The following is a 24,113-nucleotide window of genomic DNA, read 5'->3' on the forward strand; positions in this document are numbered from 1 at the left end:
TTTTTTTGCCCGTCTTCCAGGCAGTTTCACCCGTTGCTGTAGGAGCGAGCAAGCTCGCTCCTACAGCAACGGGTGTGTCGTAGGAAGCGTCCGATTTTTCCTCGGAGCGTGGCTGAAAGGTAGTCTCGCGACGTCTGACCATTCGAAGCTGTGAGATCGTGGACGCAGGCCAGGGAGCCGGGCCGATATACTCAGCTGTCCGGGCGTAAGCGCCCGGATCGGGATGGATTCGCACAGAACCTCAAGGATTCGAAAGCATGCAATGGATTTTCATGCTGGTCGGCCTGGTCATCGGCGCCGCTGCGGGCGAGTCGATTACCGGGGCGGTGTTGGGCGCAGTGGTCGGCCTCGCGCTGGGGCAGACCTTTGCACTGCACAGTCTGCAGCGGGAGAACGCCAGCCTTCGCGGTGAGCTGAAGGCCTTTGGCGAGCGCTTCGACCAGGGCACCAAGGCCCTGTATGAGCGGCTGCTGCAGGTGGAGCGTGGCGCTGCCGGGCAGGCTTCGGCGACGGCGAGCGTTGAGAGCGCCGCGACGGAAATGCCGGTCGCTGCTCCGGCAGCCGAGCCTGAGGTGGAGGTGGCCATCAGCGAACCCGCTGCCACCGAGCTGGAGTGGAGTATCGAGCTGCCCACCGACGAGCTGGCGCCGGCCCCGGCTGCTGCTGCGCGGGTGGAGGCCCCCATCGAGTGGTCCGACCTGGTGCTCGAGCCGATGCAGAAACCTGCGGCTCAGGCCCGCGTCGAGGAGCCCGAGGTTCAGCCGCAGCCGGCGCCTGCCGCACCGCCGCTGCCGCCGTCTGCGCCGGTTCCTTCCTTGTTCGACCGCGCCTTCGGTGCCGCCCGTGACTGGCTGCTGGGCGGCAATACCGTGCTGCGTGTCGGTGTGCTGCTGCTGTTCCTCGGCCTGGCTTTCCTGCTGCGCTACGCCACCGAAGGCATGACCATGCCGCCGCAGGGCCCGTATATCGGCACAGCCGCTGCTGCCCTGGCATTGCTCGGCCTGGGTTGGTGGCTGCGGCATCGGCGCCCGGCCTATGCGCTGATTCTCCAGGGCACCGGCATCGCCGTGCTCTACCTGACGGTGTTCGCCAGCATCAAGCTGTACCCGGCGATGAACCATGGCGAAGTGCTGGTCGATGCGCAGGCCGGTTTCGTCCTGCTGGTAGCGGTCACGCTGTTCTCGGCAATCCTCGCCATCCTTCAGGACGCACTGGGCCTGGCCGCCGCGGCGGCGCTGGGCGGATTCGCCGCACCGATCCTGGCCTCGACCGGTGGCGGTAGCCACGTTGCGTTGTTCAGCTATTTCGCCCTGCTCAATGCCGGCATCTTTGCCATCGCCTGGTTCAAGGCCTGGCGCCTGCTCAATCTGATCGGTTTCTTCGGCACCTTCGGCATCGGCCTGGCATGGGGTCTTCGCTCCTATACCCAGGATCGCGCGCCGGAGCTTTTCGCGACGACCGAGCCGTTCCTGATCCTGTTCTTCCTCACCTATGTCGCCATCGGCCTGCTGTTCGCCCGTCGTCGCCTGCGCGAAGCGGCAGGGGCGCCGGAAGATGATTCCCGCGAGGCGCTGCTGCGCTGGTCGGCGCGGCAGACCGACTATGTCGACGGCACCATCCTGTTCGGCACGCCGCTGGTGGGCTTCGGCCTGCAGTACGGGATCATCCGGCACCTGGAGTTCGGCGCGGCATTCAGCGCGCTGGCGCTGGGCCTGTTCTACATGGTCCTTGCCCTTGTGCTGGCGGGGCGCACCGCCGGCCGCGCGTTGCTGCTGGTGGAAACCTGCCTGGCGCTGGGCGTGGTGTTCGGCACCCTGGCGATTCCGCTGGGCCTGGACGCACGCTGGACTTCCGCTGCCTGGGCGGTGGAGGGCGCCGGTATCTTCTGGCTCGGCCTGCGCCAGCAGCGTCCGCTGGCACGGATCTTTGCCCTGTTGCTGCAAGTAGGCGCAGCGCTGGCATTCCTCGCCGGGCTGCGTGCCGACCCGCAATCGCTGACGTTGCTCGACGGCTCACCACTGGGCGCGCTGATGCTGGGCGTGGCGCTGTTGTTCAGCTTCTGGAACCTGCGCAATGCCGATCCGCAGACCCTGCGCAGTTGGGAGCCGAATGCCCGGCCTGCCCTGGCGGGCATCGGCCTGGCATTCCTCTATCTGATCGCGCCGCTGTGCCTGGGCGCGGACGGCACCGCCATTGTCTGGGCGGTCGCCGGCCTGGCCACGCTGTTCGCTGCGCTGCGCCTGCGTTCACGGACCTTCCTGGCCTGCGCCTTTGCGGTGCAGTTGCTCGGCGGGGCGGTATTCCTCCTGCACCTGCAAGGCGCGCAGGAGGGGAGTGGTGTGCTCGGCTCGGGTTGGCGCGGCCTGGTGACGGCCTCGCTGATCGGCCTGGCGCTGATTGCCGGCATGCTGATCGCCGCGCGTGATTCCCTGGTGCGTGACGACCGCCGGCTGATGCTCGGCCTGAGTGTGGTCCTGCTGCTGGGGCTGGCCTTCATCAACCTTGCGGTGCTGTTCGTGCTGCCGTGGCAAACAGCGGCAGCGGTGTGGGCGGGCAGCGGCTTGCTGATCCTCTGGCTGAGCCTGCAATTGCAGCAGCGCGCGGCCTTCGTCTTCGGCCTGGTGCTGCAGGTGATTGGCGCGGGCGCCTTCCTCTTCGGTGGCGCCGCGCTGTTCGGCGATCTGCCCAGCGAGGGCCTGAAGCCGTTGGCGCACATGGGCTTCTGGACGCCGGCGGTGCTGGCGCTGGCCGCGATGATCGGTGCCTGGCGCCTGCAGCGGGCCAGCGAACGCGAGCGTCACCTGGCACTGGGCGGCCTTGGACTGCAGCAGCTATCGCAGTTGCTGCTGGTCTGGGGAGCCGGCTGGTGGGCATTGACCGCGCTGTGGGAGATCGCCCGCTTCGTGCCCGGCGAGATGCGTGAGCACGTGGCGCTGCTGGTAGCCGCTGTCAGCGTCGGACTCTGGTCATTGCTGGCGCGCCGCGAGCAGTGGCGCGCGTTGGCGCTGCTGTGCCTGGCGCTGGTGCCGGTGTCGCTGGTCGCGCTGGGCAGTGCCTGGCACCTGCGCTACCACCCGCTGGCGGAACTGGGCTGGCTCGGCTGGCTGGCGGTGTTCACGGTGCACTTCTTCACCCTGCGCCGGCTCGCTGCATTGCTGCCGCACCGTGCCGCACAGGCGGCCCATGTGCTGGGCTGCTGGCTGATCCTTGGCGTGCTGGCGCTGGAGCTGCGCTACCTGTTCTTCGCCCTGGCCGAGCATTACAACGCCTGGCGCTGGCTGGGCTGGGCGCTGGTTCCGAGCCTGTTCCTCATCCTCATGGGCGGCGTGCGCCGCTTGCCGTGGCCGGTGGCCGCCTTCGAGCGCGAGTACCGTGCCATCGCCGCCGCGCCGGTGGCCCTGGCACTGCTGGGCTGGTTCTGGCTGGTCAACCTGTTCAGCAATGGCGCGGCCGACCCACTGCCCTACCTGCCGCTGCTGAACCCGCTGGAGCTGGGCATGCTCATCGTGCTCGCGGCGGTCTTCCAGTGGACGCGCCTGGGCCTGCCGCAACTGGGCGTGGCCGAGTCCACCCTGCGCCTGCCGGTGCAGGCGGTACTGGGCGCTTCGCTGTTCGCCCTGCTGACCATGGCCGTGTGCCGTACCGCGCATCACTGGGGTGGAGTGGCGTTCGAGTTCGATACCCTGAGCCAGTCCATGCTGGTGCAGGCCGGGCTGTCCATCGTCTGGGCACTGATCGCGCTGGGCCTGATGATTGCCGGGCACCTGCGCGGCCGCCGCGACTTCTGGCTGGTCGGCGCCGTGTTGCTGGTCGTGGTGGTGATCAAACTGTTCCTCGTCGATCGCGCCAGCGGCGGCAGCCTGGAACGCATCGTTTCCTTCATCGGCGTCGGCGTACTGATGCTGATCGTCGGCTACTTCGCACCGCTGCCGCCGCGCCGGCCGATGGCCGAAGAGCAACCGCAACAGGAGCAACCCTCCGCATGAAGCTCACTACTCTCGTCCTGCTCGTCGGCGCGTGCCTGCTGGGCAACCAGGCCGGTGCGGCGCCCGTTCCGGCGGATTTCGCCAGCCGCGTGCCGTTGGAAGTTTCCGGCAATGGCCCGTGGTATCGCGTGCAACTGCCCATCGACGTGCTGTTCGCGGCCCGCCATGGCGACCTGCGCGACCTGCGCATCTTCAATGCCGAAGGCGAAGCGCTGCCCTACAGCCTGCGCACTGGCGCGGCCAGCGCGAAGCAGGTGCGCAGCGAAGTGCAGGCGCGCATCTTCCCATTGCGCGGTACTGCCGGCAGCGCTGCCGGCGACAACCTGAAGATCGTCCGCAGTACCACCGGCACCATCCTCGAAATCACCCCCAATGCGCCGGCGCAAGACCAGCCCCAGGTGCTGCGTGGCTGGTTGCTGGAGACCGGCTCCGGCGATCTGCCGCTGGATCGCCTGCAGCTTGACTGGACCGCCGACGGCGACGGCTTCCAGCGCCTGCGCATCGAAGCCAGCGACGACCTGGAGCACTGGCGCTCGCTGGGTGAGGGGCAACTGGCGCGGCTCGACTTCAATGGCCAGCGCATCGAGCAGAACGACATTGCGCTACCCGGCCAGACAGCGCGCTACCTGCGCCTGTGGTGGGAGTCGCCGGAGCAGGCGGCGCAACTGGTCGGCGCCACGCTCAGCGGTAGCCGCAGCAGCACTGGCCCGATCCCGATGCTCTGGTCCGAGCCGCTGGCGGCCAAGGCCGACAGCAATGGCGACTTCAGCTGGAGCCTGCCGCTGGCGTTGCCGGTGGAGCGCGTGCGGGTTCCGCTGCAGCAGGACAACACCCTGGCGCCAGTGGTGATCTCCGGCCGCCACGACGGCAACGTGCAATGGACGCCGCTGGCGCGCGGTGTGCTGTATCGCCTGCCGGGGCAGGGCGGCGAGATCGCCCAGGAGGAGCTCGAGCTGCCCGGCAACACGCTCGGCCAACTGCGGCTGCAAGTGGATTCGCGCGGCGGTGGCCTTGGCGGTTCCACTGCGCACCTGAGCGTGGGGGTTCGCGCCACGGAACTGGTATTCCTCGCCCGTGGCGGCGCGCCCTATGAGCTCGCGGTAGGCAACGACGCCATCAGCGACGGCAGCCTGCCGCTGACCACCCTGGTTCCCGGCTACGAGCCCAAGCGCCTGGCGGGCATGGGTGAGGCGCGGCTCAAGGGCACTCTTCAGGCTCCCGTCACGCAAACGATGGCCAAGGAAGCGAAGGCCGATACAAACTGGAAACGCTATGGCCTGTGGGCGCTGCTGCTGGCGGGCGTCGGTCTGCTCGGGCTGATGGCGCTGAGCCTGCTGCGGAGTAATCGCCAGGCCGGTTGATCGCCGCGGATGGCCGCAAGATAGGGGTATCGCCGGTAGAAATTCTGATACTGTCTGGGTTGTTCTGATTACCGAATAACAACAAAGCATGGAGTAGCAGAATGATCAGAAAGGCGCTCACCCCGCTGGCGGCTGCGTGCGCGATGGCCATTGCCGCACAGGCCTCCGCAGCCCCTTCGCCGTATTCCACCATGGTCGTCTTCGGCGACAGCCTGAGTGATTCCGGCCAGTTCGCCGATGCAGGCGGCCCTGCCGGCGCCAGCACCCGCTTCACCAACCGCGTCGGCCCGACCTACCTGGACGGCAGTGGCGAGGTATTCGGTCCCACCGCGCCGATGATCCTCGGCGGCAAGCTGGGCATCAATCCTACCGACCTGAATCCGTCGACCTCGCTGGTCCCCGGCACGGTGGACGGCAACAACTGGGCGGTCGGCGGCTACCGCACCGACCAGATCTACGACTCGATCACCGCTCCTGACGGCTCGGTGGTGACCTCCGGTTCCACCAGCCGTACCCGCGACGGCTATCTGGTAAACAACCGCGCCGACCCGAATGCGCTGTATTACCTCACCGGCGGCGGCAACGACTTCCTTCAGCTGCGCATCACCAACGACCCAACCGCCCGTGCTGCAGCCGGCCGCCTGGTGGATAGCGTGGATGCGCTGCACAATGCCGGCGCGCGCTACATCATGGTCTGGCTGCTGCCGGACCTGGGCCAGACCCCGGCCACCAACGGTACGGCCCTGCAGGGGATCGGCACTCAGTTGTCCGGTATCTTCAACGAGGAGCTGGTCAGCCAGCTCGCCGCGAGCAATGCCAACGTCATCCCGCTGAACATTCCGGCGATGTTCAAGGAAGTCCTGGCCAACCCGGGCGCCTATGGCCTGGCCACCGGCCAGAATCTGGTCGGCACCTGCTTCAGCGGCAACAGTTGCACCGAGAATCCTGTGTATGGTCGCCACGGCACCAATCCGGATCCGACCAAGCTGATTTTCAATGACGGCGTCCACCCGACCATCGCTGGCCAGAGCATGATCGCCGACTACGCCTACTCGGTGCTCTCCGCGCCATGGGAAGCGACCATGCTGCCGGAGATGGCGCTGGGCACCTACAACGCCTACCAGGACCAGCTGCGCAGCCAGTGGCTGGCGGACTGGGAGAGCTGGCAGGGTGTGAATCAGTGGCGCGGTTTCGTCACCGGTGGTGCGCAACACCTGGACTACGACGACCAGGACAGCGCCGCGGATGGCGACGGCTACGGCGCCAACCTGACCCTGGGTACCAGCTATCGCCTCGACGATGCCTGGCGCGTCGGCGGCTCGCTGGGCTTCTACCGGCAGAAGCTGGAGCTGGGTGCCGAAGATTCCGACTACAAACTCAACAGCTACCTGGGCAGCCTGTTCGTGCAGTTCCAGCAGAACCGCTGGTGGGCTGATGCTTCCGTGACTGGCGGCAAGCTCGACTTTGATGACGCCAATCGCAAGTTCTCCATCATCAACCACGAGGTCGAGGAGAAGGCCGACACCGACGGCAGCCTGCTGGCCTTCAGCGGTCGCCTGGGTTACGACATTGCCCAGGGCGGCGAGAACTGGCACCTGTCGCCCTTCGTCAGCGCCGACTGGGCGCGGGTGAAAGTGGACAGCTACGAAGAGGGCAGCGGTCGCTCTACCGCGCTGGCCTATGACGAGCAGGACCGCTACTCCCGCCGCCTCGGCGTTGGTCTGCAGGGCAAGCTGGACCTATCGCAGGAAACCCAGCTGTTTGGCGAGGTCGCCGTGGAGCGCGAATACGCCGACGACACCCAGAACGTCGGGATGAACTTCACCAGCCTGCCCGACGTCGGCTTCAGCCTGCAGGGCTACACCCCGCAGAGCCACCTGCAGCGCGCCACCATCGGCTTCGCCCAGAAGCTGACTCCGGAGCTGTCGCTGCGCGGCGGCTACAGCGCGCACCGCAGCAGCGATGACCTGGCCCAGGGCGTGAACCTGGCGCTGAGCCTGGACTTCTGATCGGCACGGGGTGAGGGCAAGGCCTGGTGCCAGACCTTGCCCTCACCCCAACCCTCTCCCTCGGGGAGAGGGGGCTGATCGGCGCGTCTGGCGATCACCTGCCCAGCTTCGCTCCGGCCGCTGTGGAAGGACGGCGCCCAAGTCGGGCTTCGCTCCGGATGACGCCCTCTCCCTTGGGGAGAGGGTTGGGGTGAGGGGGTTGGCAACGTGCCAATCCCCGAAGCCCGCCGTAATACTCCGCTGTTACCCCGCCCGATCCATCCGCACATACACTGCCGGTCCGTTTCACGAGGACCCGTCATGACCTTCACCACCGAACTGCAACCCGGCGTCTGCGCCGAGCCCGAAGCCGTCACCCAGGACTACGTGTTCAACCACACCATGCTGCGGGTGAAGAACCCCGAGCCGTCACTGGACTTCTACAGCCGCGTGCTGGGCATGCGCCTGCTGCGCCGCCTGGACTTCGAGGAAGGGCGTTTCTCGCTGTACTTCCTGGCGCACACCAAGGGCTGCGAAGTACCGGACGAAACCAGCGCGCGCCAGCGCTACACCTTCGGCCGCGAGTCGGTGCTGGAACTGACCCACAACTGGGGTAGCGAGTCCGACGACAGCCAGTACCACAACGGCAACAGCGAGCCGCGCGGCTTCGGCCACATCTGCTTCAGCGTGCCGGACATCCACGCCGCCTGCGCACGCTTCGAGGCGCTCGGCGTGCCGTTCGTCAAGCCGCTCACGCGTGGCATGAAGAACGTCGCGTTCATTGCCGACCCCGATGGATACTGGGTGGAAATCGTCCAGGCCGATCTCAACGGCGAGCTGGCGCGCGGCTGAAGGTCGCAATGCCCGGAGCGGGTGGGGAACTGCCCGCCACCGGCGGGCTCCAAGCATTCGGCGAGCCTTTGCGCAAGGAGGCGTCGCGAGCGTTTCCACGCTAGAATGCGCCCTGATTTTTTCCATCTTCTCCCCTGGAGCCTTCCATGTCCCGCGTTACCCTGAGCCGCTACCTGATCGAGCAGACCCGCAGTCACAATACCCCGGCCGACCTGCGTCACCTCGTGGAAGTGGTGGCGCGCGCGTGCAAGGAGATCAGCCACGCTGTTTCCAAGGGCGCGCTGGGTGGCGTGCTGGGCAGCATGGAAACCGAGAACGTGCAGGGCGAGGTGCAGAAGAAGCTCGACGTGCTCTCCAACGAAATCCTCCTGGAAGCCAACGAGTGGGCCGGTAACCTGGCCGGCATGGCCTCCGAGGAAATGGACCACCCCTACCAGATTCCGGGCAAATACCCGAAGGGTGCGTACCTGCTGGTGTTCGACCCGCTGGACGGCTCCTCCAACATCGACGTCAACGTCTCGGTCGGCACCATCTTCTCCGTACTGCGTTGCCCGCAGGAGTACCTGAGCCAGAACGACAGCCTGCGCGAGGAAGCCTTCCTGCAGAAGGGCACTACCCAGGTTGCCGCCGGCTACGCCATCTACGGCCCGCAGACCATGCTGATCCTGACCCTGGGCAACGGCGTCAAGGGCTTCACCCTGGACCGTGAGCTGGGCAGCTTCGTGATGACCCACGACAACATCACCGTGCCGACCCAGACCGCCGAATTCGCCATCAACATGTCCAACCAGCGCCACTGGGAAGCCCCGGTGAAGCGCTACGTCGACGAGCTGCTGGCCGGCAAGGACGGCCCGCTGGCGAAGAACTACAACATGCGCTGGATCGCCTCCATGGTGGCCGACGTGCACCGCATCCTGACCCGCGGTGGCGTGTTCATGTACCCGCGTGATTCCCGCGAGCCGGAGAAGCCCGGCAAGCTGCGCCTGATGTATGAAGCCAACCCGATGTCCTTCATCATCGAGCAGGCCGGCGGCGCTGCTACCAATGGTAAGCAGCGTATCCTCGACATCCAGCCCGACAGCCTGCACCAGCGCGTCGCGGTGTTCCTCGGCTCGAAGGAAGAAGTCGAGCGCGCCACTGCCTACCACCAGGAAGGCTGATGGCCACCGCGCCCTGGCAGTCGCTGCTCGACTGGTGGTTCGGCACTGCGCTGGACGCCAATGAGGTGGCCGAGCAGCGCAATGCGCTGTGGTTCGGCAAGAGCGCCTGCCAGGACGTGGACTCGGAAAACCGTTTCGGCGGCCTGGTGCGCCAGGCCCTGGACGGCGGGCTGCAGGAATGGGAACGCGAGCCGCAGAGCTGGCTGGCGCTGATCCTGCTGCTGGACCAGCTGCCGCGGATGATCTTCCGCGATACCCCGCGCGCCTACGCCGGTGATCCCCGCGCCCAGCAACTGGTGCGCCAGGGCCTGGCTGCCGGTTTCGACCGCCAGCTGCCGCGCATCGAGCGGGTGTTCGTCTACATCGTGCTGGAACACGCCGAAGACCTGGCCAGCCAGGATGAGGCGGTACGCCTGTACGAAGCATTGCAGGACGAATCCAGCGACAGCGAGAAAGTGCTGTTCGCCGGTTACCTCGCCTATGCACGCAAGCACCAGGTGGTGATCGACCGCTTCGGTCGCTTCCCGCACCGCAATCTCATTCTGGGCCGTGACTCGACGGCTGAAGAAGCACAGTTCCTCACGGAACCTGGCTCACGTTTCTGACTCCAACCCGGCGGCCGAACCGGTCGCCCTGTGCCAAGCTTGTTGGCCTGCCCCCCAAACAATGGAGTTGTCGATGTCCTTCCGCCGCCTCGCGCTCGTCGCATTCTGTGTCGTCCTGGCCGCTTGCAGCAAAGTGAACCAGGAGAACTATTCCAAGATCAAAACCGGCATGAGCAAGGCCGAGGTGGAAAGCCTGCTCGGCAAGCCTGCCGAATGCTCCGGCGCACTGGGAGTTTCCAGCTGCACCTGGGGCGACGAGAAGGCTTTCATCAGCATCCAGTACGCTGGCGACAAAGTGCTGCTGTTCTCCGCCCAGGGCCTGAAGTAAGCCCTGGGGGCGGGGCGGGCAGCCAAGGAGCAACGCAATGCGTCGATCCCTTACCTGGCTGGCCTGCCTCGCCGCGTTGAGCGGTTGTGCCGGGTCTTCGCCGCAACCGCCGCAGACCGTGCAGGTCGACCTCAAGCGCTACCAGGGCACCTGGTACGAGCTGGCGCGCAAGCCGATGTTCTTCCAGCGCCACTGTGCGCAATCCGAAGCCCACTACCAGTTGCAGCCTGACTCCAGCATCGCGGTGACCAATCGCTGCCTGACCACCGACGGTGAGTGGGACCAGGCCACCGGCCGCGCCGAAGCGCAGGTGCCGGGTCGTACCGACAAGCTCTGGGTGCGTTTCGACAATACCTTCACGCGGGTCTTCCCGGGGCTCGCCAAGGGCGACTACTGGGTGCTCTACGTCGACGACGATTACCAGACTGCGCTGGTGGGCAACCCGAATCGCGAATACCTCTGGCTGCTGTCGCGCAAGCCGGTGGTGCCGGATGCGACGCGCGAGAAGCTGCTGGAGCTGGCCCACGCGCGGGGCTACCAGACGGATGACCTGATCTGGCGGGCAGCCGATTCCAGTTCAACGGCCCAATGAAAAACGCCCCTCGGGGCGTTTTTCATTGGGCCATTTCGCGCGGTATTGCCGGCGCGAGCTTGTCGCAGGAGCGAGCTTGCTCGCGAACAATCTCCGCAGCGGGGCTGGTTCGCGAGCAAGCTCGCTCCTACAGGTTTGGTCCCTGCGTCGTAGGATGGGTGGAGCGCAGCGATACCCATGCTGTATGCGCACAAATCGATGGGTATCGCTGCGCTCCACGCCATCCTACAAACGCTGTCAGTTCAGCAACTCGCGAAGGACGCCAGAGAACTCGTGGGCGCTTTGCTCTTCAAGCGCGTGCCTGCCATCGCGCACCCGCCATTGCCCGGCGACCATCACATCGCGCACCTGGCGGTCGCCGCCGGCGAACAGCCAGCGGTTGAGAATGGCATCGCCATGGGCGGTCTGCAGGTAGGGGTCGCCACCGTCGAGCACCAGCAGGTCGGCGCGCTTGCCGACCGCCAGTTCCCCCGTGGGCTGGCCGAGTGCCTGGGCGCCGCCGCTGAGGGCGGCATCGAACAGGGTGCGGCCAATCATCGGCTGGTCCTTGCCGTAGAGGCGATTGCGGCGCTGGTCGCGCAGGCGCTGGCCATATTCCAGCCAGCGCAGCTCCTCGACCACGCTCAGTGATACATGGCTGTCCGAGCCGATGCCGAAGCGGCCGTTCTGGGCGAGGTAATCCACCGCCGGGAAGATGCCGTCGCCCAGGTTCGCCTCGGTGGTCAGGCAGAGCCCGGCGACCGCGCCACTGCGGGCCATGGCGCTGACTTCGTCAGCTTCGGCGTGGGTGGCATGGACCAGGCACCAGCGTTCGTCCACCGCGACATTCTCATACAGCCACTGCAGCGGACGGCGACCGCTCCAGGCCAGGCAGTCGTCGACTTCTTTCTGCTGCTCGGCGATGTGGATGTGCACCGGGCAGCCGCTGGAATCTGCACCCAGCACCTCGGCGATCTGCTGCGGTGTTACCGCGCGCAGGGAGTGGAAGCACAGGCCAAGGCCCTGCTGCGGTTGAGTTGCCAAGTGCGTGCGCAGCCCGTCGATCAGCTTCAGGTAGCTGTCCGTGCTGTTGATGAAACGGCGCTGGCCTTCGCTCGGCGCCTGGCCGCCGAAGCCGGCGTGGGAGTAGAGCACCGGTAGCAGGGTCAGGCCGATGCCGGCATCCGTCGCCGCCTGGCTGACGCGCAGGGCCAGCTCCGCCGGATTGGCGTAGGGCTTGCCGTCGACGTCGTGGTGCACGTAATGGAATTCGGCGACGCCGGTGTAACCGGCCTTGAGCATCTCGATGTACAGCTGGCGGGCGATGACGCCGACCTGCTCGGGCGACAGGCGGCCGACCAGGCGATACATCAGATCGCGCCAGGTCCAGAAGCTGTCATTGGGGTTGCCGGCAACTTCCGCCAGGCCCGCCATGGCGCGCTGGAAGGCGTGCGAGTGCAGGTTCGGCATGCCCGCCAGCAGCGGCCCGGAAACCCGTTCGGCGCCCTCTGCGCTGGCGTCCGGGGTGATCGCGGTGAACAGGCCCGCGGCATCGATCTCGAAGCGGACGTTGCGCGCCCAGCCAGAAGGCAGCAGGGCAGTTTCGGCGAACAGAACGGACATGCGGGAGGTCCTCGCAGGTTTCTTGGAATTTGTATATACATATACAGACGTTTGCCGGGACCGTAAACTGCAAGGCAACCCGGCGGTCGTCAGAGGACTTGTATGCACGGGTCGAATCCGGTACATGCCGGAGTCAGACCGCAGTCGCCCTTCAAAGAAAGAACACCGTCGCCACGACAAGGAGTTTCCCGTGCCCGCATCGCCCACGCCTACCTCGCCCGCCGAGGGTTCGTCGCTCGCCGCGCAGATGGGGGAAATTCCCGCGCCGTTGTATGCCCGCGTCAAGCAACTGATCATCCAGCAGATCCAGTCCGGCACCTGGCCGCCGCACCACCGCGTGCCGTCCGAGGCGGAACTGGTTGACGAGCTGGGCGTCAGCCGCATGACCATCAACCGTGCGCTGCGTGAACTGACTGCCGACGGCCTGCTGGTGCGCATGCAGGGCGTGGGGACCTTCGTCGCCGAGCCCAAGGGCCAGTCCGCGCTGTTCCAGGTGCAGAACATCGCCGAGGAAATCACCGCCCGCGGGCACAAGCACCATCTCGTGGTGATCAGCCTGGTGGAAGAACTGGCCAGCGCCGAGCGCGCGCTGGCGCTGGATGTGCGCGAGGGCCAGCGCATCTTCCACTCGGTGATCGTGCACTACGAGAACGATATCCCGGTGCAGATCGAAGACCGTTACGTCAACGCGGCCGTGGCGCCGGACTACCTGAAGCAGGATTTCACCGGGCAGACGCCGTTTGCCTACCTCACCCAGGTCGCGCCGCTGAGCGAGGGTGAGCACGTGGTCGAGGCGGTGCTGCCCAGCCCCGAGGAATGCAAGCTGCTGTCCGTCGACCGCCACGAGCCGTGCCTGCTGATCCGCCGGCGGACCTGGTCGGGACGCAATACCGTGACCAGCGCGCGCCTGCTCTACCCGGGGTCGCGCTACCGCCTGGAAGGACGCTTCAGTTCATGAGTGAAGTGCGAATTCTGCGCGCGGCTGACTATCCCGCGATGCCCTGGAAGAACGGTGCGGGCACCACCCGCGAGATCGTCCGCGATGCCGGCGATGGCCTGGAAGGTTTCGGCTGGCGCGTGTCCATCGCCGATGTCGGCGCGCCGGGGCCGTTCTCCGCATTCAGCGGCTACCAGCGCGTCATCAGCGTGCTGGAGGGCGAGGGCATGCGGCTGCAGGTCGACGGTGTCGATTCCCGCGCTCTGAAAGCGCTCGACGCTTTCGCCTTCGATGGCGCGAGCGCGGTGGAATGCACGCTGCTCGGCGGGGCGATCCGCGATTTCAACCTGATCTATTCGCCAGCCCGCTATCGGGCGCGACTGCAATGGCTGAAGGTCGACGGCGCGGCGCACTTCTTCAGCAGTGCTTCCACGGTGCTGTTGTTCAGTGCGGGCGAGGGCGTTCATGCCAGCCTGAACGGGGAAGCCGCCGGTGTGTTGGGTCTGCATGACACGCTGATTGCCGAGAGCGATGGCGCGCTGCGGGAGTGGCGCTTGTCTGTGGCGGGCAAGGCGGATATCTGTGTGATCGAACTCGACTCACGCTGAGCAGAGAAGGGCGCCGGAAGGTGCCCTTTTCAATCAAGGGGCCGGCGGAATGCTGCGAGCAGGATGGCGTGGAGCGAAGCGATACCCATCAATTGTCGCGCGGGATCCGCATGGGTATCGCTTCGCTCCACCCATCCTACGGCCATGGTTGCCGAAGGCGATGGCGCGCTGCTGGAGTGTCGGCTGGCGGTGACGGGGAGTGCGATATCTGTGTGATCGAACTCGAATCACGCTAAGCAGAAAGGGCGCCGGAAGGCGCCCTTTTCAATCAAGGGGCCGGCGGGATGCTGCGAGTAGGATGGCGTGGAGCGAAGCGATACCCATCAATTGTCGCGCGGAATCCGCATGGGTATCGCTCCGCTCCACCCATCCTACGGCCCTGGTTGCCGAAAGCGATGGCGCGCTGCTGGAGTGGCGGCTGGCGGTTACGGGGAGTGCGGATATCTGTGTGATCGAACTCGAATCACGCTAAGCAGAGAAGGGCGCCAGAAGGCGCCCTTTTTCAATTAAGGGGCCGGCGGAATGCTGCGAGTAGGATGGCGTGGAGCGAAGCGATACCTATCAATTGTCGCGCGGAATCCGCATGGGTGTCGCTGCGCTCCACCCATCCTACGGCCCTGGTTGCCGAGGGCGATGGTGCGCTGCAGCAGTGGCGCTTGTCTGTGGCGGGCAAGGCGGATATCTGTGTGATCGAACTCGAATCACGCTGAGCAGAGAAGGGCGCCGGAAGGCGCCCTTTTCAATCAAGGGGCCGGCGGAATGCTGCGAGTAGGATGGCGTGGAGCGAAGCGATACCCATCAATTGTCGCGCGGGATCCGCATGGGTATCGCTGCGCTCCACCCATCCTACGGGTGAGTTACGAATACAACCGCGAATAACCGATCCACCGACTCATCACCCCGTCCTCCACCCACGCCCGCGCGGCGGCGATGTCCGGGGCGAAGTAACGGTCCTGCTCGTAGTGCGGCACTTCGCTGCGGATCAGCGTGCGTACTTCCTGCAGTTGCGGCGAGCTTTGCAGCGGCGCATGGAAGTCCACGCCCTGGGCGGCGGCGAGCAGTTCGATGGCGACCACACCGGCGCTGTTGGCGGCCATGTCCTGCAGGCGGCGGGCGGCGAAGGTGGCCATGGACACGTGGTCTTCCTGGTTCGCCGAAGTCGGCAGGCTGTCCACCGACGCCGGGTGCGCCCAGGTCTTGTTCTCCGATGCCAGTGCCGCCGAGGTGACCTGGGCGATCATGAAGCCGGAGTTCAGCCCGCCTTCCTTGACCAGGAACGCTGGCAGGCCGGACATCGCCGGGTCTACCAGCTGGGCGATGCGCCGCTCGGACAGCGCGCCGATCTCCGCGATCGCCAGCGCCAGGACGTCCGACGCCATGGCCACCGGCTCGGCATGGAAGTTGCCGCCTGACAGCACATCGCCGTCAGCGCTGAATACCAGCGGGTTGTCGGAAACCGCATTGGCCTCGCGCAGGAAAACGCTGGCGGCGAAGCGCAGGTGATCCAGGCACGCGCCCATCACCTGCGGCTGGCAGCGCAGCGAGTACGGGTCCTGCACGCGCTTGCAGTCGCTGTGCGAGTGGTTGATCGGGCTGTCATGCAGCAACTCGCGGTACAGCGCGGCGACCACGATCTGCCCCGGCTGGCCGCGCACCTCCTGGATGCGCGCGTCGAACGGTACGAACGAACCTTTCAGCGCCTCCACGGTCAGGCTGCCGGCGACCACTGCGGAGATGAACAGCCGCTCCGCCGCGAACAGCCCGCGCAGGGCCAGCGCAGTGGACACCTGGGTGCCATTGATCAGCGCCAGGCCTTCCTTCGGGCCCAGCACCAGCGGTTCGGCGCCGGCAATGACGAGGCCTTCGCTGGCTTCGAGGATGCGCCCTTCATGGCGCACCTGGCCGACGCCCAGCAGGGTCGCGGACATGTGCGCCAGCGGCGCGAGGTCGCCGGAGGCACCCACCGAGCCCTGGGACGGAATGCATGGGTAGACCCGCGCGCGGTAGAGCTTGAGCAGCGTCTCGATCACCGCCGGGCCGACGCCGGAGAAGCCACGCGCCAGCGAGCCGATCTTCAGCGCCATGATCAGCGCCACGCTGGCATCGTCCAGCAGCGGGCCGGTGCCGGTGCAGTGGGAAAGGATCAGGTTGCGCTGCAGCGTGGCAAGTTGCGCCTCGGGAATCGAGGTGCGCGCCAGCAGGCCGAAACCGGTATTGATGCCGTACACGGTGCGCTGGTCGGCGATGATCTGGCTGACCGTCTGCGCACTGCGCAGGATTGCTTCACGGCATTCATCCGCCAGTTGCAGGTCGGGTTGGTGCTGGTAGATGGCGCGCAGCTGGTCGAGATCGAACTGGCCGGGCGTCAGGAGCAGGGTGTCGGGCATGTCAGCATCCTGGATTCGGTGAAGTGTTACCGTGGATTGTTCCTGTATATACAGGTATAGCAATCGCTGTGCCATGGTCGGCTGGCGCCTGCTCCACGGTGGCCCACCCCGCTGTGCGGCGGTTCAGGGATGAGTGAATGTCACCGCCGGTGGCATTTCCAGTCCGATGGTCGTGGGCAAACCGCGCCGTGGCGGCTAAACCCTAAGGACACCAACGCGCCCGGAGTCGCCCATGTCCGCCCCCCGTTGCCTGTTCGCGCTGCTGCTGGCCTTCGGCCTGTGCGCGCAGACCCTTGCCGCTGGCTGCCCCTATCCGAAACCCGTGGTGTTCGCCGGGCTGAACTGGGAGAGCGGCATGTTCACCACCGAGGTGCTGCGCTTCATCCTGGAGAAGGGCTACGGCTGCCAGACCGATGCCGTGCCGGGTAACACCATGACCATGGAGAACGCGCTGAAGCAGAACGACATCCAGGTCACCGGCGAGCAGTGGGCCGGGCGCAGCACCGTGTGGCAGCGAGCGGAGCAGGCCGGCCAGGTGTTCTCCGTGGGCGAGACGGTGAAGGGCGCCAGCGAAGGCTGGTGGGTGCCGGACTACGTGGTGCACGGCGATGCCAAGCGCGGCATCAAGGCCTCGGCGCCAGACCTGAAGTCCGTGCGCGACCTGCCCAGCTACAAGACCCTGTTCAAGGATGACGAGGAGCCCGGCAAGGGCCGCTTCTACAACTGCCCCACCGGCTGGACCTGCGAGATCGTCAACACGCAGAAGCTCAAGGCCTATGGGCTGGACGACAGCTATGTGAACTTCCGCACTGGCGCCGGCCCTGCGCTGGACGCGGCGATCACGTCGGCCATCGCCCAGGGCAAGTCGGTGCTCTTCTATTACTGGGCGCCGACGCCGCTGCTGGGCCGCTTCAAGCTGGTGCAACTGGAGGAGCCGCCGTTCGACGAGGCGGCCTGGAAGACCCTGACCGACCCGAACAACCCCAACCCCAAGGGCTCGCGCTCGCTGCCGGCGAAGATCAGCATCGGCGTCTCGCGCGACTTCCACGACAAGGCGCCGCCACTGGTGCAGGTGTTCGCGAAGGTCGAGCTGCCGCTGCCGATGTTCAACGCGCTGCTGGCGGACATGGCGCAGCACCACCGGGACGTGGCGGATGTACGGGCGAAGTTCTTCCGCGAGCACCGGGAGTTGTGGTCGAAGTGGGTGACAGCCGAGGCAGCGGGGAAGATCGATGCCGCGTTGAAATAGTCGCCAGGTTCGAAAGGGTTCGCGAGCAAGCTCGCTCCTACAAAGAGCGCGGTGGTGGCCGGCCTGTAGGAGCGAGCTTGCTCGCGAACTGCACCGCTGCGGACTGGCATTCCCTGCTCGGAAATAGCTTGTCTATACAAGCTGTGTCCCTTCGTAGCGAGCGGTGTTACCGAACGCAACGGAACGGTGCATGGAAGCCTTCTTCTGGTGCGGTTGTCTGTCAGGTGGCACTTTCCGTGATCCGCTGCTGATCGTCGCAGTTTCGTTTTTAATTCTTATAAATCAATAGTTTGACATCAACTATTGGCGGCCGGAGCACGGCCTCAGCCAAGGTTGGCCTTTCCTTTGCTTATACTTGTACATACAAGCATAGACATGATGGTGGCGAACCCCTCGACACCGTCGAACGAACCGCCAGAGCCCTCACCGGCTTAACGATCCGAGCAAGCGAAGGAGCCCTCCGTGACCAAATTCTGCGACGTCGAAATCCGTGCCCCGCGCGGCACCCAACTGAACGCCAAGAGCTGGCTGACCGAAGCGCCGCTGCGCATGCTGATGAACAACCTCGACCCGGAAGTCGCCGAGAATCCGAAGGAACTGGTGGTCTACGGCGGCATCGGCCGCGCCGCACGCAACTGGGAGTGCTACGACAAGATCGTCGAGACCCTGAAGGAGCTGAATGAAGACGAGACCCTGCTGGTGCAGTCCGGCAAGCCGGTCGGTGTCTTCAAGACCCACGCCAACGCCCCGCGCGTGCTGATCGCCAACTCCAACCTGGTGCCGCACTGGGCCAACTGGGAGCATTTCAACGAACTCGACGCCAAGGGCCTGGCCATGTACGGCCAGATGACCGCCGGCTCGTGGATCTACATCGGCAGCCAGGGCATCGTCCAGGGCACCTACGAAACCTTCGTCGAAGCCGGCCGCCAGCACTACGACGGCAGCTTGAAAGGCAAGTGGGTGCTCACCGCGGGCCTCGGCGGCATGGGCGGTGCCCAGCCGCTGGCCGCGACCCTGGCCGGCGCCTGCTCGCTGAACATCGAATGCCAGCAGAGCCGCATCGACTTCCGCCTCGCCAGCCGCTACGTCGACGAGCAGGCCAAGGACCTCGACGATGCCCTGGCGCGCATCGCCAAATACACCGGCGAGGGAAAGGCCATCTCCATCGCCCTGCTGGGCAACGCCGCGGAAATCCTCCCGGAACTGCTCAAGCGTGGCGTACGCCCGGACATGGTCACCGACCAGACCTCCGCCCACGACCCGCTCAACGGCTACCTGCCGGCCGGCTGGACCTGGGAGCAGTACCGCGACCGCGCGCAGACCGAACCGGCTGCCGTGGTGAAGGCCGCCAAGCAGTCCATGGCTGTGCACGTGAAAGCCATGCTGGAGTTCCAGAAGCAGGGCGTGCCGACCTTCGACTACGGCAACAACATCCGCCAGATGGCCAAGGAAGAGGGCGTCGAGAACGCCTTCGACTTCCCCGGCTTCGTCCCGGCCTACATCCGCCCGCTGTTCTGCCGCGGCATCGGCCCGTTCCGCTGGGCGGCGCTGTCCGGCGACGCCGAGGACATCTACAAGACCGACGCCAAGGTCAAGGAACTGATCCCGGACGACGCCCACCTGCACAATTGGCTGGACATGGCCAAGGAACGCATCAGCTTCCAGGGCCTGCCGGCGCGCATCTGCTGGGTCGGCCTGGGCCAGCGCGCCAAGCTCGGCCTGGCGTTCAACGAAATGGTCCGTCGCGGCGAGCTGAAGGCGCCCATCGTGATCGGTCGCGACCACCTCGACTCCGGCTCGGTGTCCAGCCCCAACCGCGAGACCGAAGCCATGCGCGATGGCTCCGATGCGGTGTCCGACTGGCCGCTGCTCAACGCCCTGCTGAACACCGCCAGCGGCGCGACCTGGGTCTCGCTGCACCACGGCGGCGGCGTGGGCATGGGCTTCTCCCAGCACTCGGGCATGGTGATCGTCTGCGACGGTACTGACGAGGCTGCTGCACGCATCGCTCGAGTACTGACCAACGACCCAGGCACCGGCGTGATGCGCCATGCCGACGCCGGCTACCAGATCGCCATCGACTGCGCGAAGGAGCAGGGCCTGAACCTGCCGATGATCACCGGCAAGTAGTTCGGCAACAGCCAACCAGGACCAGGGAGAGGGCCGCCGCACGGCGTGGTGCGGCGGCCCGGTCCGTGAAGCAGCAGTACATCGACCGACAAGAAATCCCCTCGGGAGAACAATAACGATGTCCCAGGCCAGTGATAGCTCCAAACCCCTGATCGAAGTGCGTTCGATCGACTACATCCCCGAGGCCGAGCGCCACGGCAAGCTCTACAGCCAGTTCACCCTGTGGCTGGGTGCCAACCTGCAGATCACCGCCATCGTCACCGGTGCCCTCGCCGTGGTGCTCGGCGGCGATGTGTTCTGGTCGCTGATCGGCCTGCTCATCGGCCAGCTGCTCGGTGGCGGCGTGATGGCGCTGCACGCGGCGCAAGGGCCCAAGCTCGGCCTGCCGCAGATGATCTCCAGCCGTGTGCAGTTCGGCGTCTACGGCGCGGCCATCCCGATGGTGCTGGTGTGCCTGATGTACCTGGGCTTCACCGCCACCGGCACGGTGCTCTCCGGCCAGGCGCTGGGGCAGCTGTTCGGCGTCAGCGATAGCCTGGGCATCCTGATGTTCGCCAGCGTCATCGTGCTGGTCACCGTGCTCGGCTACCGCGTCATCCACGTTATCGGCCGCCTCGCCAGCGTCATCGGGGTGATCGCCTTCGTCTACCTGTTCAGTCGCCTGATGAGCCAGACCGACGTCAGCGCGCTGCTGGAGATTCGTCATTTCAGCTGGAGCGGCTTCCTGCTCGCGGTATCGCTGGCGGCGTCCTGGCAGATCGCCTTCGGGCCCTATGTCGCGGACTACTCGCGCTACCTGCCGGGCAAGACGTCTTCGCTGAAGACCTTCCTTGCCGTCGGCGCCGGTTCGGTGATCGGCGCGCAGGTGGCGATGATCTTCGGCGTGTTCGCCGCGGCCATGGCCAACGGGCAGTTCGCCGGCCGTGAAGTGGCCTACATCGTCGGCCTCAGCGGCAGCGGGGCGGTCGCCGCGCTGCTGTACTTCGCCATCGCTTTCGGCAAGATCACCATCTCGACGCTGAACTCCTACGGCAGCTTCATGTGCATCGCCACCATCATCAGCGGCTTCCGTGGCCACCTGGAGGTGACGCGTCTGCAACGCCTGGTGTTCGTCCTGCTGATCGTCGGTGCCGCGACCCTGATCGCGCTGCTCGGCCAGCACTCGTTCCTCGGCGCGTTCAAGTCCTTCATCCTCTTCCTGCTGGCCTTCTTCACCCCGTGGAGCGCGGTCAACCTGGTGGACTACTACTGCGTCACCCGCGAGCACTACGACGTACCGGCGCTCTCCGATCCGGATGGCCGCTACGGTCGCTGGAACATTCCCGGCATCAGCGTGTATGTGATCGGCGTCCTGGTGCAGTTGCCGTTCATTGCCACCAAGTTCTACACCGGCCCGCTGGTGGACGCCCTGGGTGGCGTGGATATCTCCTGGATCATCGGCCTGGTGGTTCCGGCCGTTCTCTATTACCTGGTCGCCCGCCGCGTCACGCGGGCAGTACCGGACCGGCTGATCCTGCCGGCCCGCACCTGAACAGACCGGCCCGGCCGCGCGGCCACGAGCCTGCGCGGCCCTTGCACTGCCCAACCTCATTCACGTTTAGGAGCATCAGATGAACAACACCAAGAAGACGCTGCTGGGCCTGTTCCTGTCCGCCGGCCTGCTGGCCGGCACCACGGCCCAGGCCGCCGGCTGGTGCGAGAGTGGCAAGCCGGTGAAATTCGCCGGGCTGAACTGGGAGAGCGGCATGCTGCTCACCGACCTCATGCAGATCATCCTGAAGAACGGCTACGGCTGCGAAACCGACAGCCTGCCGGGCAACTCCATCACCATGGAGCAGGCGCTGGCGAACAACGACATCCAGATCTTCAGTGAGGAATGGATCGGCCGCAGCGATGCCTGGAACAAGGCCGCCGCCGCGAACAAGGTGGTCGGCGTGGGCGCGCCCATCGTCGGCGCCACCGAGGGCTGGTACGTGCCGCGCTTCGTGATCGAGGGCGACAAGGCACGCAACATCGAAGCCAAGGCGCCGAACCTCAAGGCCGTCACCGACCTGGCCCAGTACGCCGAAGTCTTCCGCGATCCGGAAGAGCCGGGCAAGGGCCGCTTCTACAACTGCCCGGCCGGCTGGACCTGCGAGCTGGAAAACTCCGAGATGCTGAAGAAGTACGGCCTCGAGGACAAGTACACCAACTTCCGCCCCGGCACCGGCCCGGCCCTGGATGCCGCCGTGCTGTCGAGCTACAAGCGCAAGGAGCCTATTCTCTTCTATTACTGGTCGCCGACGCCGCTGATGGGCCAGGCCGACCTGGTGAAGCTGGATGAACCGGGCGTGAACAAGGACGTGAAGATCCAGGTCGGCCTGTCCAGGGCCTTCCACGACCAGGCCCCGGAACTGGTGGCCGTGCTGGAGAAGGTCAACCTGCCCATCGACCTGCTGAACCAGAACCTGGCGAAGATGGCCAAGGAGAAACTCACCTCCGAGCAACTGGCCAAGGCCTTCCTCAAGGAACACCCGGAAGTGTGGACCACCTGGGTCAGCGAGGACGCTGCGAAGAAGGTCCAGGCCGCGCTCTGACGCCGCCGAACCCGGAAGGAGCCCCGGCTCCTTCCGGTGATGCCCACTCCTGACGAGTACGTGCCATGTTTCCCGAACGCTTCACCTTCTCCATCGCCGACTGGGTCAACGGTTGGGTCGATGCCCTGGTTACCAACTACGGCGACGTGTTCCGCCACATCTCCGACACCCTGCTGTGGGCCATCGTCAACCTGGAGAGCGTGCTGCGAGCCACGCCCTGGTGGCTGATGCTGGCCATCGTCGCCGGCATCGCCTGGCACGCCACGCGGCGCATCCTGCCGACCGTGGTGATTGTCGGGCTGCTGTTCCTGGTCGGCGCCGTGGGCCTGTGGGACAAGCTGATGCAGACCCTCGCGCTGATGATGGTCGCCACGATCATCTCGGTGCTGATCGGCATCCCGCTGGGCATCGTCGCGGCGCGCAGCGACCGCTTCCGCGCCGTGCTGCTGCCGCTGCTGGACATCATGCAGACCATGCCCAGCTTCGTGTACCTGATCCCGGTACTGATGCTGTTCGGCCTGGGCAAGGTGCCTGCGATCTTCGCCACCGTGATCTACGCCGCGCCGCCGCTGATCCGCCTCACCGATCTGGGCATTCGCCAGGTCGACCGCGAGGTCATGGAAGCCATCACCGCCTTCGGCGCCAACCGCCGCCAGCAACTCTTCGGCGTGCAACTGCCGCTGGCGCTGCCGAGCATCATGGCCGGCATCAACCAGACCACCATGATGGCCCTGTCGATGGTGGTCATCGCCTCGATGATCGGCGCCCGTGGGCTGGGCGAGGACGTGCTGGTGGGCATCCAGACGCTCAACGTCGGCAAGGGCCTGGAGGCGGGTCTCGCCATCGTCATCCTCGCCGTGGTCATCGATCGCATCACCCAGGCTTACGGCCGCTCGCGCCACCATGAGGCCAGCAAATGAGCAAGATCCAGGTCAAGAACGTCTACAAGATCTTCGGCGCCAAGGCCGACGCCGCCCTGGCGATGATCCGTCAGGGCAAGAGCAAGGCTGAGGTACTGGCCGCCACCGATTGCGTGGTCGGGGTGAACGACCTCTCGCTGTCCATCGAGGCCGGGGAAATCTTCGTCATCATGGGCCTCTCCGGCTCCGGCAAGTCGACCCTGGTGCGCCACTTCAACCGCCTGATCGACCCCACCAGCGGGCAGATCCTGGTGGATGGCGAGGACGTCCTCGCCTACGACGCGGCCGCGCTGGAAAACTTCCGCCGCCGCAAGATCAGCATGGTGTTCCAGAGCTTCGGGCTGCTGCCGCACAAGAGCGTGCTCGACAACGTCGCCTACGGCCTGAAGATTCGTGGCGAGAGCAAGGCGCTGTGCCAGGAGCGCGCGCTGCACTGGATCGCCACGGTGGGCCTGAAGGGCTACGAGAAGTCCTACCCGCACCAGCTCTCCGGCGGCATGCGCCAGCGCGTCGGCCTGGCCCGCGCACTGGCCGCCGACACCGACATCATCCTCATGGACGAAGCCTTCAGCGCCCTCGACCCGCTGATCCGCGCGGACATGCAGGACCAGTTGCTGGAACTGCAGAAGACCCTGCACAAGACCATCGTCTTCATCACCCACGACCTCGACGAAGCCGTGCGCATCGGCAACCGCATCGCCATCCTCAAGGACGGCCAGCTGATCCAGGTCGGCGCGCCCAGCGACATCCTGCACAAGCCCGCCGACGAATACGTCGACCGCTTCGTCCAGCGCCGCGTCGCCGCGATCTAACGCCATTCACCGGCGGGGAA

General features: G+C 66.0%; 18 protein-coding genes. 16 read left to right on the forward strand and 2 right to left on the reverse strand.

The window, feature by feature from the left end:
• Positions 1 to 257 precede the first annotated feature (257 nt).
• The 8 genes from N5C91_RS01395 to N5C91_RS01430 all read left to right on the forward strand — a co-directional run bounded on the left by N5C91_RS01395 (position 258) and on the right by N5C91_RS01430 (position 10,872).
• Entirely contained in the window at positions 258 to 3,986 is a 3,729-nt protein-coding gene (locus N5C91_RS01395) for a DUF2339 domain-containing protein (protein ID WP_279827179.1), read from the forward strand.
• Entirely contained in the window at positions 3,983 to 5,347 is a 1,365-nt protein-coding gene (locus N5C91_RS01400; protein WP_279827181.1) for a DUF3999 domain-containing protein, read from the forward strand. The genes N5C91_RS01395 and N5C91_RS01400 overlap by 4 nt, the downstream gene beginning before the upstream one ends.
• A 101-nt stretch (positions 5,348 to 5,448) precedes the next feature.
• A complete protein-coding gene (estP, locus tag N5C91_RS01405) occupies positions 5,449 to 7,356 on the forward strand; it encodes an esterase EstP (RefSeq protein WP_279827183.1) in 1,908 nt (635 codons plus the stop codon).
• A gap of 300 nt (positions 7,357 to 7,656) precedes the next feature.
• Complete coding sequence (gloA, locus tag N5C91_RS01410) at positions 7,657 to 8,187, forward strand: lactoylglutathione lyase (protein ID WP_279827185.1); 531 nt, start codon at positions 7,657 to 7,659, stop codon at positions 8,185 to 8,187.
• A 146-nt stretch (positions 8,188 to 8,333) separates the two neighbouring features.
• Positions 8,334 to 9,347 carry a class 1 fructose-bisphosphatase gene (locus tag N5C91_RS01415; protein WP_279827188.1) on the forward strand — a complete coding sequence of 338 codons (1,014 nt, stop codon included), beginning with the start codon at positions 8,334 to 8,336 and terminating at the stop codon, positions 9,345 to 9,347.
• On the forward strand, positions 9,347 to 9,952 hold the full coding sequence (locus N5C91_RS01420) for a DUF924 family protein (protein ID WP_236199137.1): 606 nt from the start codon (positions 9,347 to 9,349) through the stop codon (positions 9,950 to 9,952). The genes N5C91_RS01415 and N5C91_RS01420 overlap by 1 nt, the downstream gene beginning before the upstream one ends.
• A gap of 73 nt (positions 9,953 to 10,025) precedes the next feature.
• Entirely contained in the window at positions 10,026 to 10,280 is a 255-nt protein-coding gene (gene bamE / locus N5C91_RS01425) for an outer membrane protein assembly factor BamE (RefSeq protein ID WP_024766664.1), read from the forward strand.
• 37 nt (positions 10,281 to 10,317) lie between these two features.
• Positions 10,318 to 10,872 carry a lipocalin family protein gene (locus N5C91_RS01430; protein ID WP_279827194.1) on the forward strand — a complete coding sequence of 185 codons (555 nt, stop codon included), beginning with the start codon at positions 10,318 to 10,320 and terminating at the stop codon, positions 10,870 to 10,872.
• Between the two features lie 237 nt (positions 10,873 to 11,109).
• On the opposite strand, the gene N5C91_RS01435 is transcribed toward N5C91_RS01430, so the two are convergent.
• The gene (locus N5C91_RS01435; RefSeq protein ID WP_279827197.1) at positions 11,110 to 12,474 is read right to left on the reverse strand and encodes a formimidoylglutamate deiminase; all 1,365 of its coding nucleotides are present in this window, start codon (positions 12,472 to 12,474) and stop codon (positions 11,110 to 11,112) included.
• Positions 12,475 to 12,721: 247 nt separating this feature from the next.
• On the opposite strand from N5C91_RS01435, the gene hutC reads away from it, so the two are divergent.
• The gene (gene hutC, locus N5C91_RS01440; RefSeq protein ID WP_045216884.1) at positions 12,722 to 13,432 is read left to right on the forward strand and encodes a histidine utilization repressor; all 711 of its coding nucleotides are present in this window, start codon (positions 12,722 to 12,724) and stop codon (positions 13,430 to 13,432) included.
• Complete coding sequence (locus tag N5C91_RS01445; protein ID WP_279827200.1) at positions 13,429 to 14,019, forward strand: HutD family protein; 591 nt, start codon at positions 13,429 to 13,431, stop codon at positions 14,017 to 14,019. The genes hutC and N5C91_RS01445 overlap by 4 nt, the downstream gene beginning before the upstream one ends.
• Before the next feature lie 857 nt (positions 14,020 to 14,876).
• Here N5C91_RS01445 and hutH read toward each other — a convergent pair.
• Positions 14,877 to 16,406, reverse strand: coding sequence for a histidine ammonia-lyase (gene hutH / locus N5C91_RS01450; protein ID WP_279827204.1), 1,530 nt, complete (start codon positions 16,404 to 16,406; stop codon positions 14,877 to 14,879).
• Between the two features lie 232 nt (positions 16,407 to 16,638).
• Here hutH and N5C91_RS01455 point away from each other — a divergent pair, with 232 nt between their 5' ends.
• The 6 genes from N5C91_RS01455 to N5C91_RS01480 all read left to right on the forward strand — a co-directional run bounded on the left by N5C91_RS01455 (position 16,639) and on the right by N5C91_RS01480 (position 24,093).
• Complete coding sequence (locus N5C91_RS01455; protein ID WP_279827207.1) at positions 16,639 to 17,655, forward strand: ABC transporter substrate-binding protein; 1,017 nt, start codon at positions 16,639 to 16,641, stop codon at positions 17,653 to 17,655.
• A gap of 462 nt (positions 17,656 to 18,117) precedes the next feature.
• Positions 18,118 to 19,785 (forward strand): urocanate hydratase, encoded by a 1,668-nt coding sequence (gene hutU, locus N5C91_RS01460; protein ID WP_279827210.1) that lies wholly within the window; start codon positions 18,118 to 18,120, stop codon positions 19,783 to 19,785.
• A gap of 118 nt (positions 19,786 to 19,903) precedes the next feature.
• On the forward strand, positions 19,904 to 21,316 hold the full coding sequence (locus tag N5C91_RS01465; protein WP_279827213.1) for a cytosine permease: 1,413 nt from the start codon (positions 19,904 to 19,906) through the stop codon (positions 21,314 to 21,316).
• 79 nt (positions 21,317 to 21,395) lie between these two features.
• Positions 21,396 to 22,361: an ABC transporter substrate-binding protein gene (locus N5C91_RS01470; protein ID WP_279827216.1), complete on the forward strand. Its 966-nt coding sequence runs from the start codon at positions 21,396 to 21,398 to the stop codon at positions 22,359 to 22,361.
• Between the two features lie 65 nt (positions 22,362 to 22,426).
• Positions 22,427 to 23,281, forward strand: coding sequence for a proline/glycine betaine ABC transporter permease (locus tag N5C91_RS01475; RefSeq protein ID WP_138523629.1), 855 nt, complete (start codon positions 22,427 to 22,429; stop codon positions 23,279 to 23,281).
• On the forward strand, positions 23,278 to 24,093 hold the full coding sequence (locus N5C91_RS01480; protein WP_279827222.1) for a glycine betaine/L-proline ABC transporter ATP-binding protein: 816 nt from the start codon (positions 23,278 to 23,280) through the stop codon (positions 24,091 to 24,093). The genes N5C91_RS01475 and N5C91_RS01480 overlap by 4 nt, the downstream gene beginning before the upstream one ends.
• Positions 24,094 to 24,113 lie beyond the last annotated feature (20 nt).

The organism is Pseudomonas sp. GD03903, assembly GCF_029840045.1.
Lineage (GTDB): Bacteria > Pseudomonadota > Gammaproteobacteria > Pseudomonadales > Pseudomonadaceae > Pseudomonas > Pseudomonas pseudonitroreducens.

Bases quoted from the DNA above. Each gene is read 5' to 3' on its own strand.
- hutH (WP_279827204.1), bottom strand. From the start codon at position 16,406: ATGCCCGACACCCTGCTCCTGACGCCCGGCCAGTTCGATCTCGACCAG.
- N5C91_RS01445 (WP_279827200.1), top strand. From the start codon at position 13,429: ATGAGTGAAGTGCGAATTCTGCGCGCGGCTGACTATCCCGCGATGCCC.
- bamE (WP_024766664.1), top strand. From the start codon at position 10,026: ATGTCCTTCCGCCGCCTCGCGCTCGTCGCATTCTGTGTCGTCCTGGCC.
- N5C91_RS01430 (WP_279827194.1), top strand. From the start codon at position 10,318: ATGCGTCGATCCCTTACCTGGCTGGCCTGCCTCGCCGCGTTGAGCGGT.
- gloA (WP_279827185.1), top strand. From the start codon at position 7,657: ATGACCTTCACCACCGAACTGCAACCCGGCGTCTGCGCCGAGCCCGAA.
- N5C91_RS01475 (WP_138523629.1), top strand. From the start codon at position 22,427: ATGTTTCCCGAACGCTTCACCTTCTCCATCGCCGACTGGGTCAACGGT.
- N5C91_RS01465 (WP_279827213.1), top strand. From the start codon at position 19,904: ATGTCCCAGGCCAGTGATAGCTCCAAACCCCTGATCGAAGTGCGTTCG.
- estP (WP_279827183.1), top strand. From the start codon at position 5,449: ATGATCAGAAAGGCGCTCACCCCGCTGGCGGCTGCGTGCGCGATGGCC.
- hutC (WP_045216884.1), top strand. From the start codon at position 12,722: ATGGGGGAAATTCCCGCGCCGTTGTATGCCCGCGTCAAGCAACTGATC.
- N5C91_RS01435 (WP_279827197.1), bottom strand. From the start codon at position 12,474: ATGTCCGTTCTGTTCGCCGAAACTGCCCTGCTGCCTTCTGGCTGGGCG.
- N5C91_RS01455 (WP_279827207.1), top strand. From the start codon at position 16,639: ATGTCCGCCCCCCGTTGCCTGTTCGCGCTGCTGCTGGCCTTCGGCCTG.
- N5C91_RS01395 (WP_279827179.1), top strand. From the start codon at position 258: ATGCAATGGATTTTCATGCTGGTCGGCCTGGTCATCGGCGCCGCTGCG.
- N5C91_RS01420 (WP_236199137.1), top strand. From the start codon at position 9,347: ATGGCCACCGCGCCCTGGCAGTCGCTGCTCGACTGGTGGTTCGGCACT.
- N5C91_RS01400 (WP_279827181.1), top strand. From the start codon at position 3,983: ATGAAGCTCACTACTCTCGTCCTGCTCGTCGGCGCGTGCCTGCTGGGC.
- N5C91_RS01480 (WP_279827222.1), top strand. From the start codon at position 23,278: ATGAGCAAGATCCAGGTCAAGAACGTCTACAAGATCTTCGGCGCCAAG.
- N5C91_RS01470 (WP_279827216.1), top strand. From the start codon at position 21,396: ATGAACAACACCAAGAAGACGCTGCTGGGCCTGTTCCTGTCCGCCGGC.
- N5C91_RS01415 (WP_279827188.1), top strand. From the start codon at position 8,334: ATGTCCCGCGTTACCCTGAGCCGCTACCTGATCGAGCAGACCCGCAGT.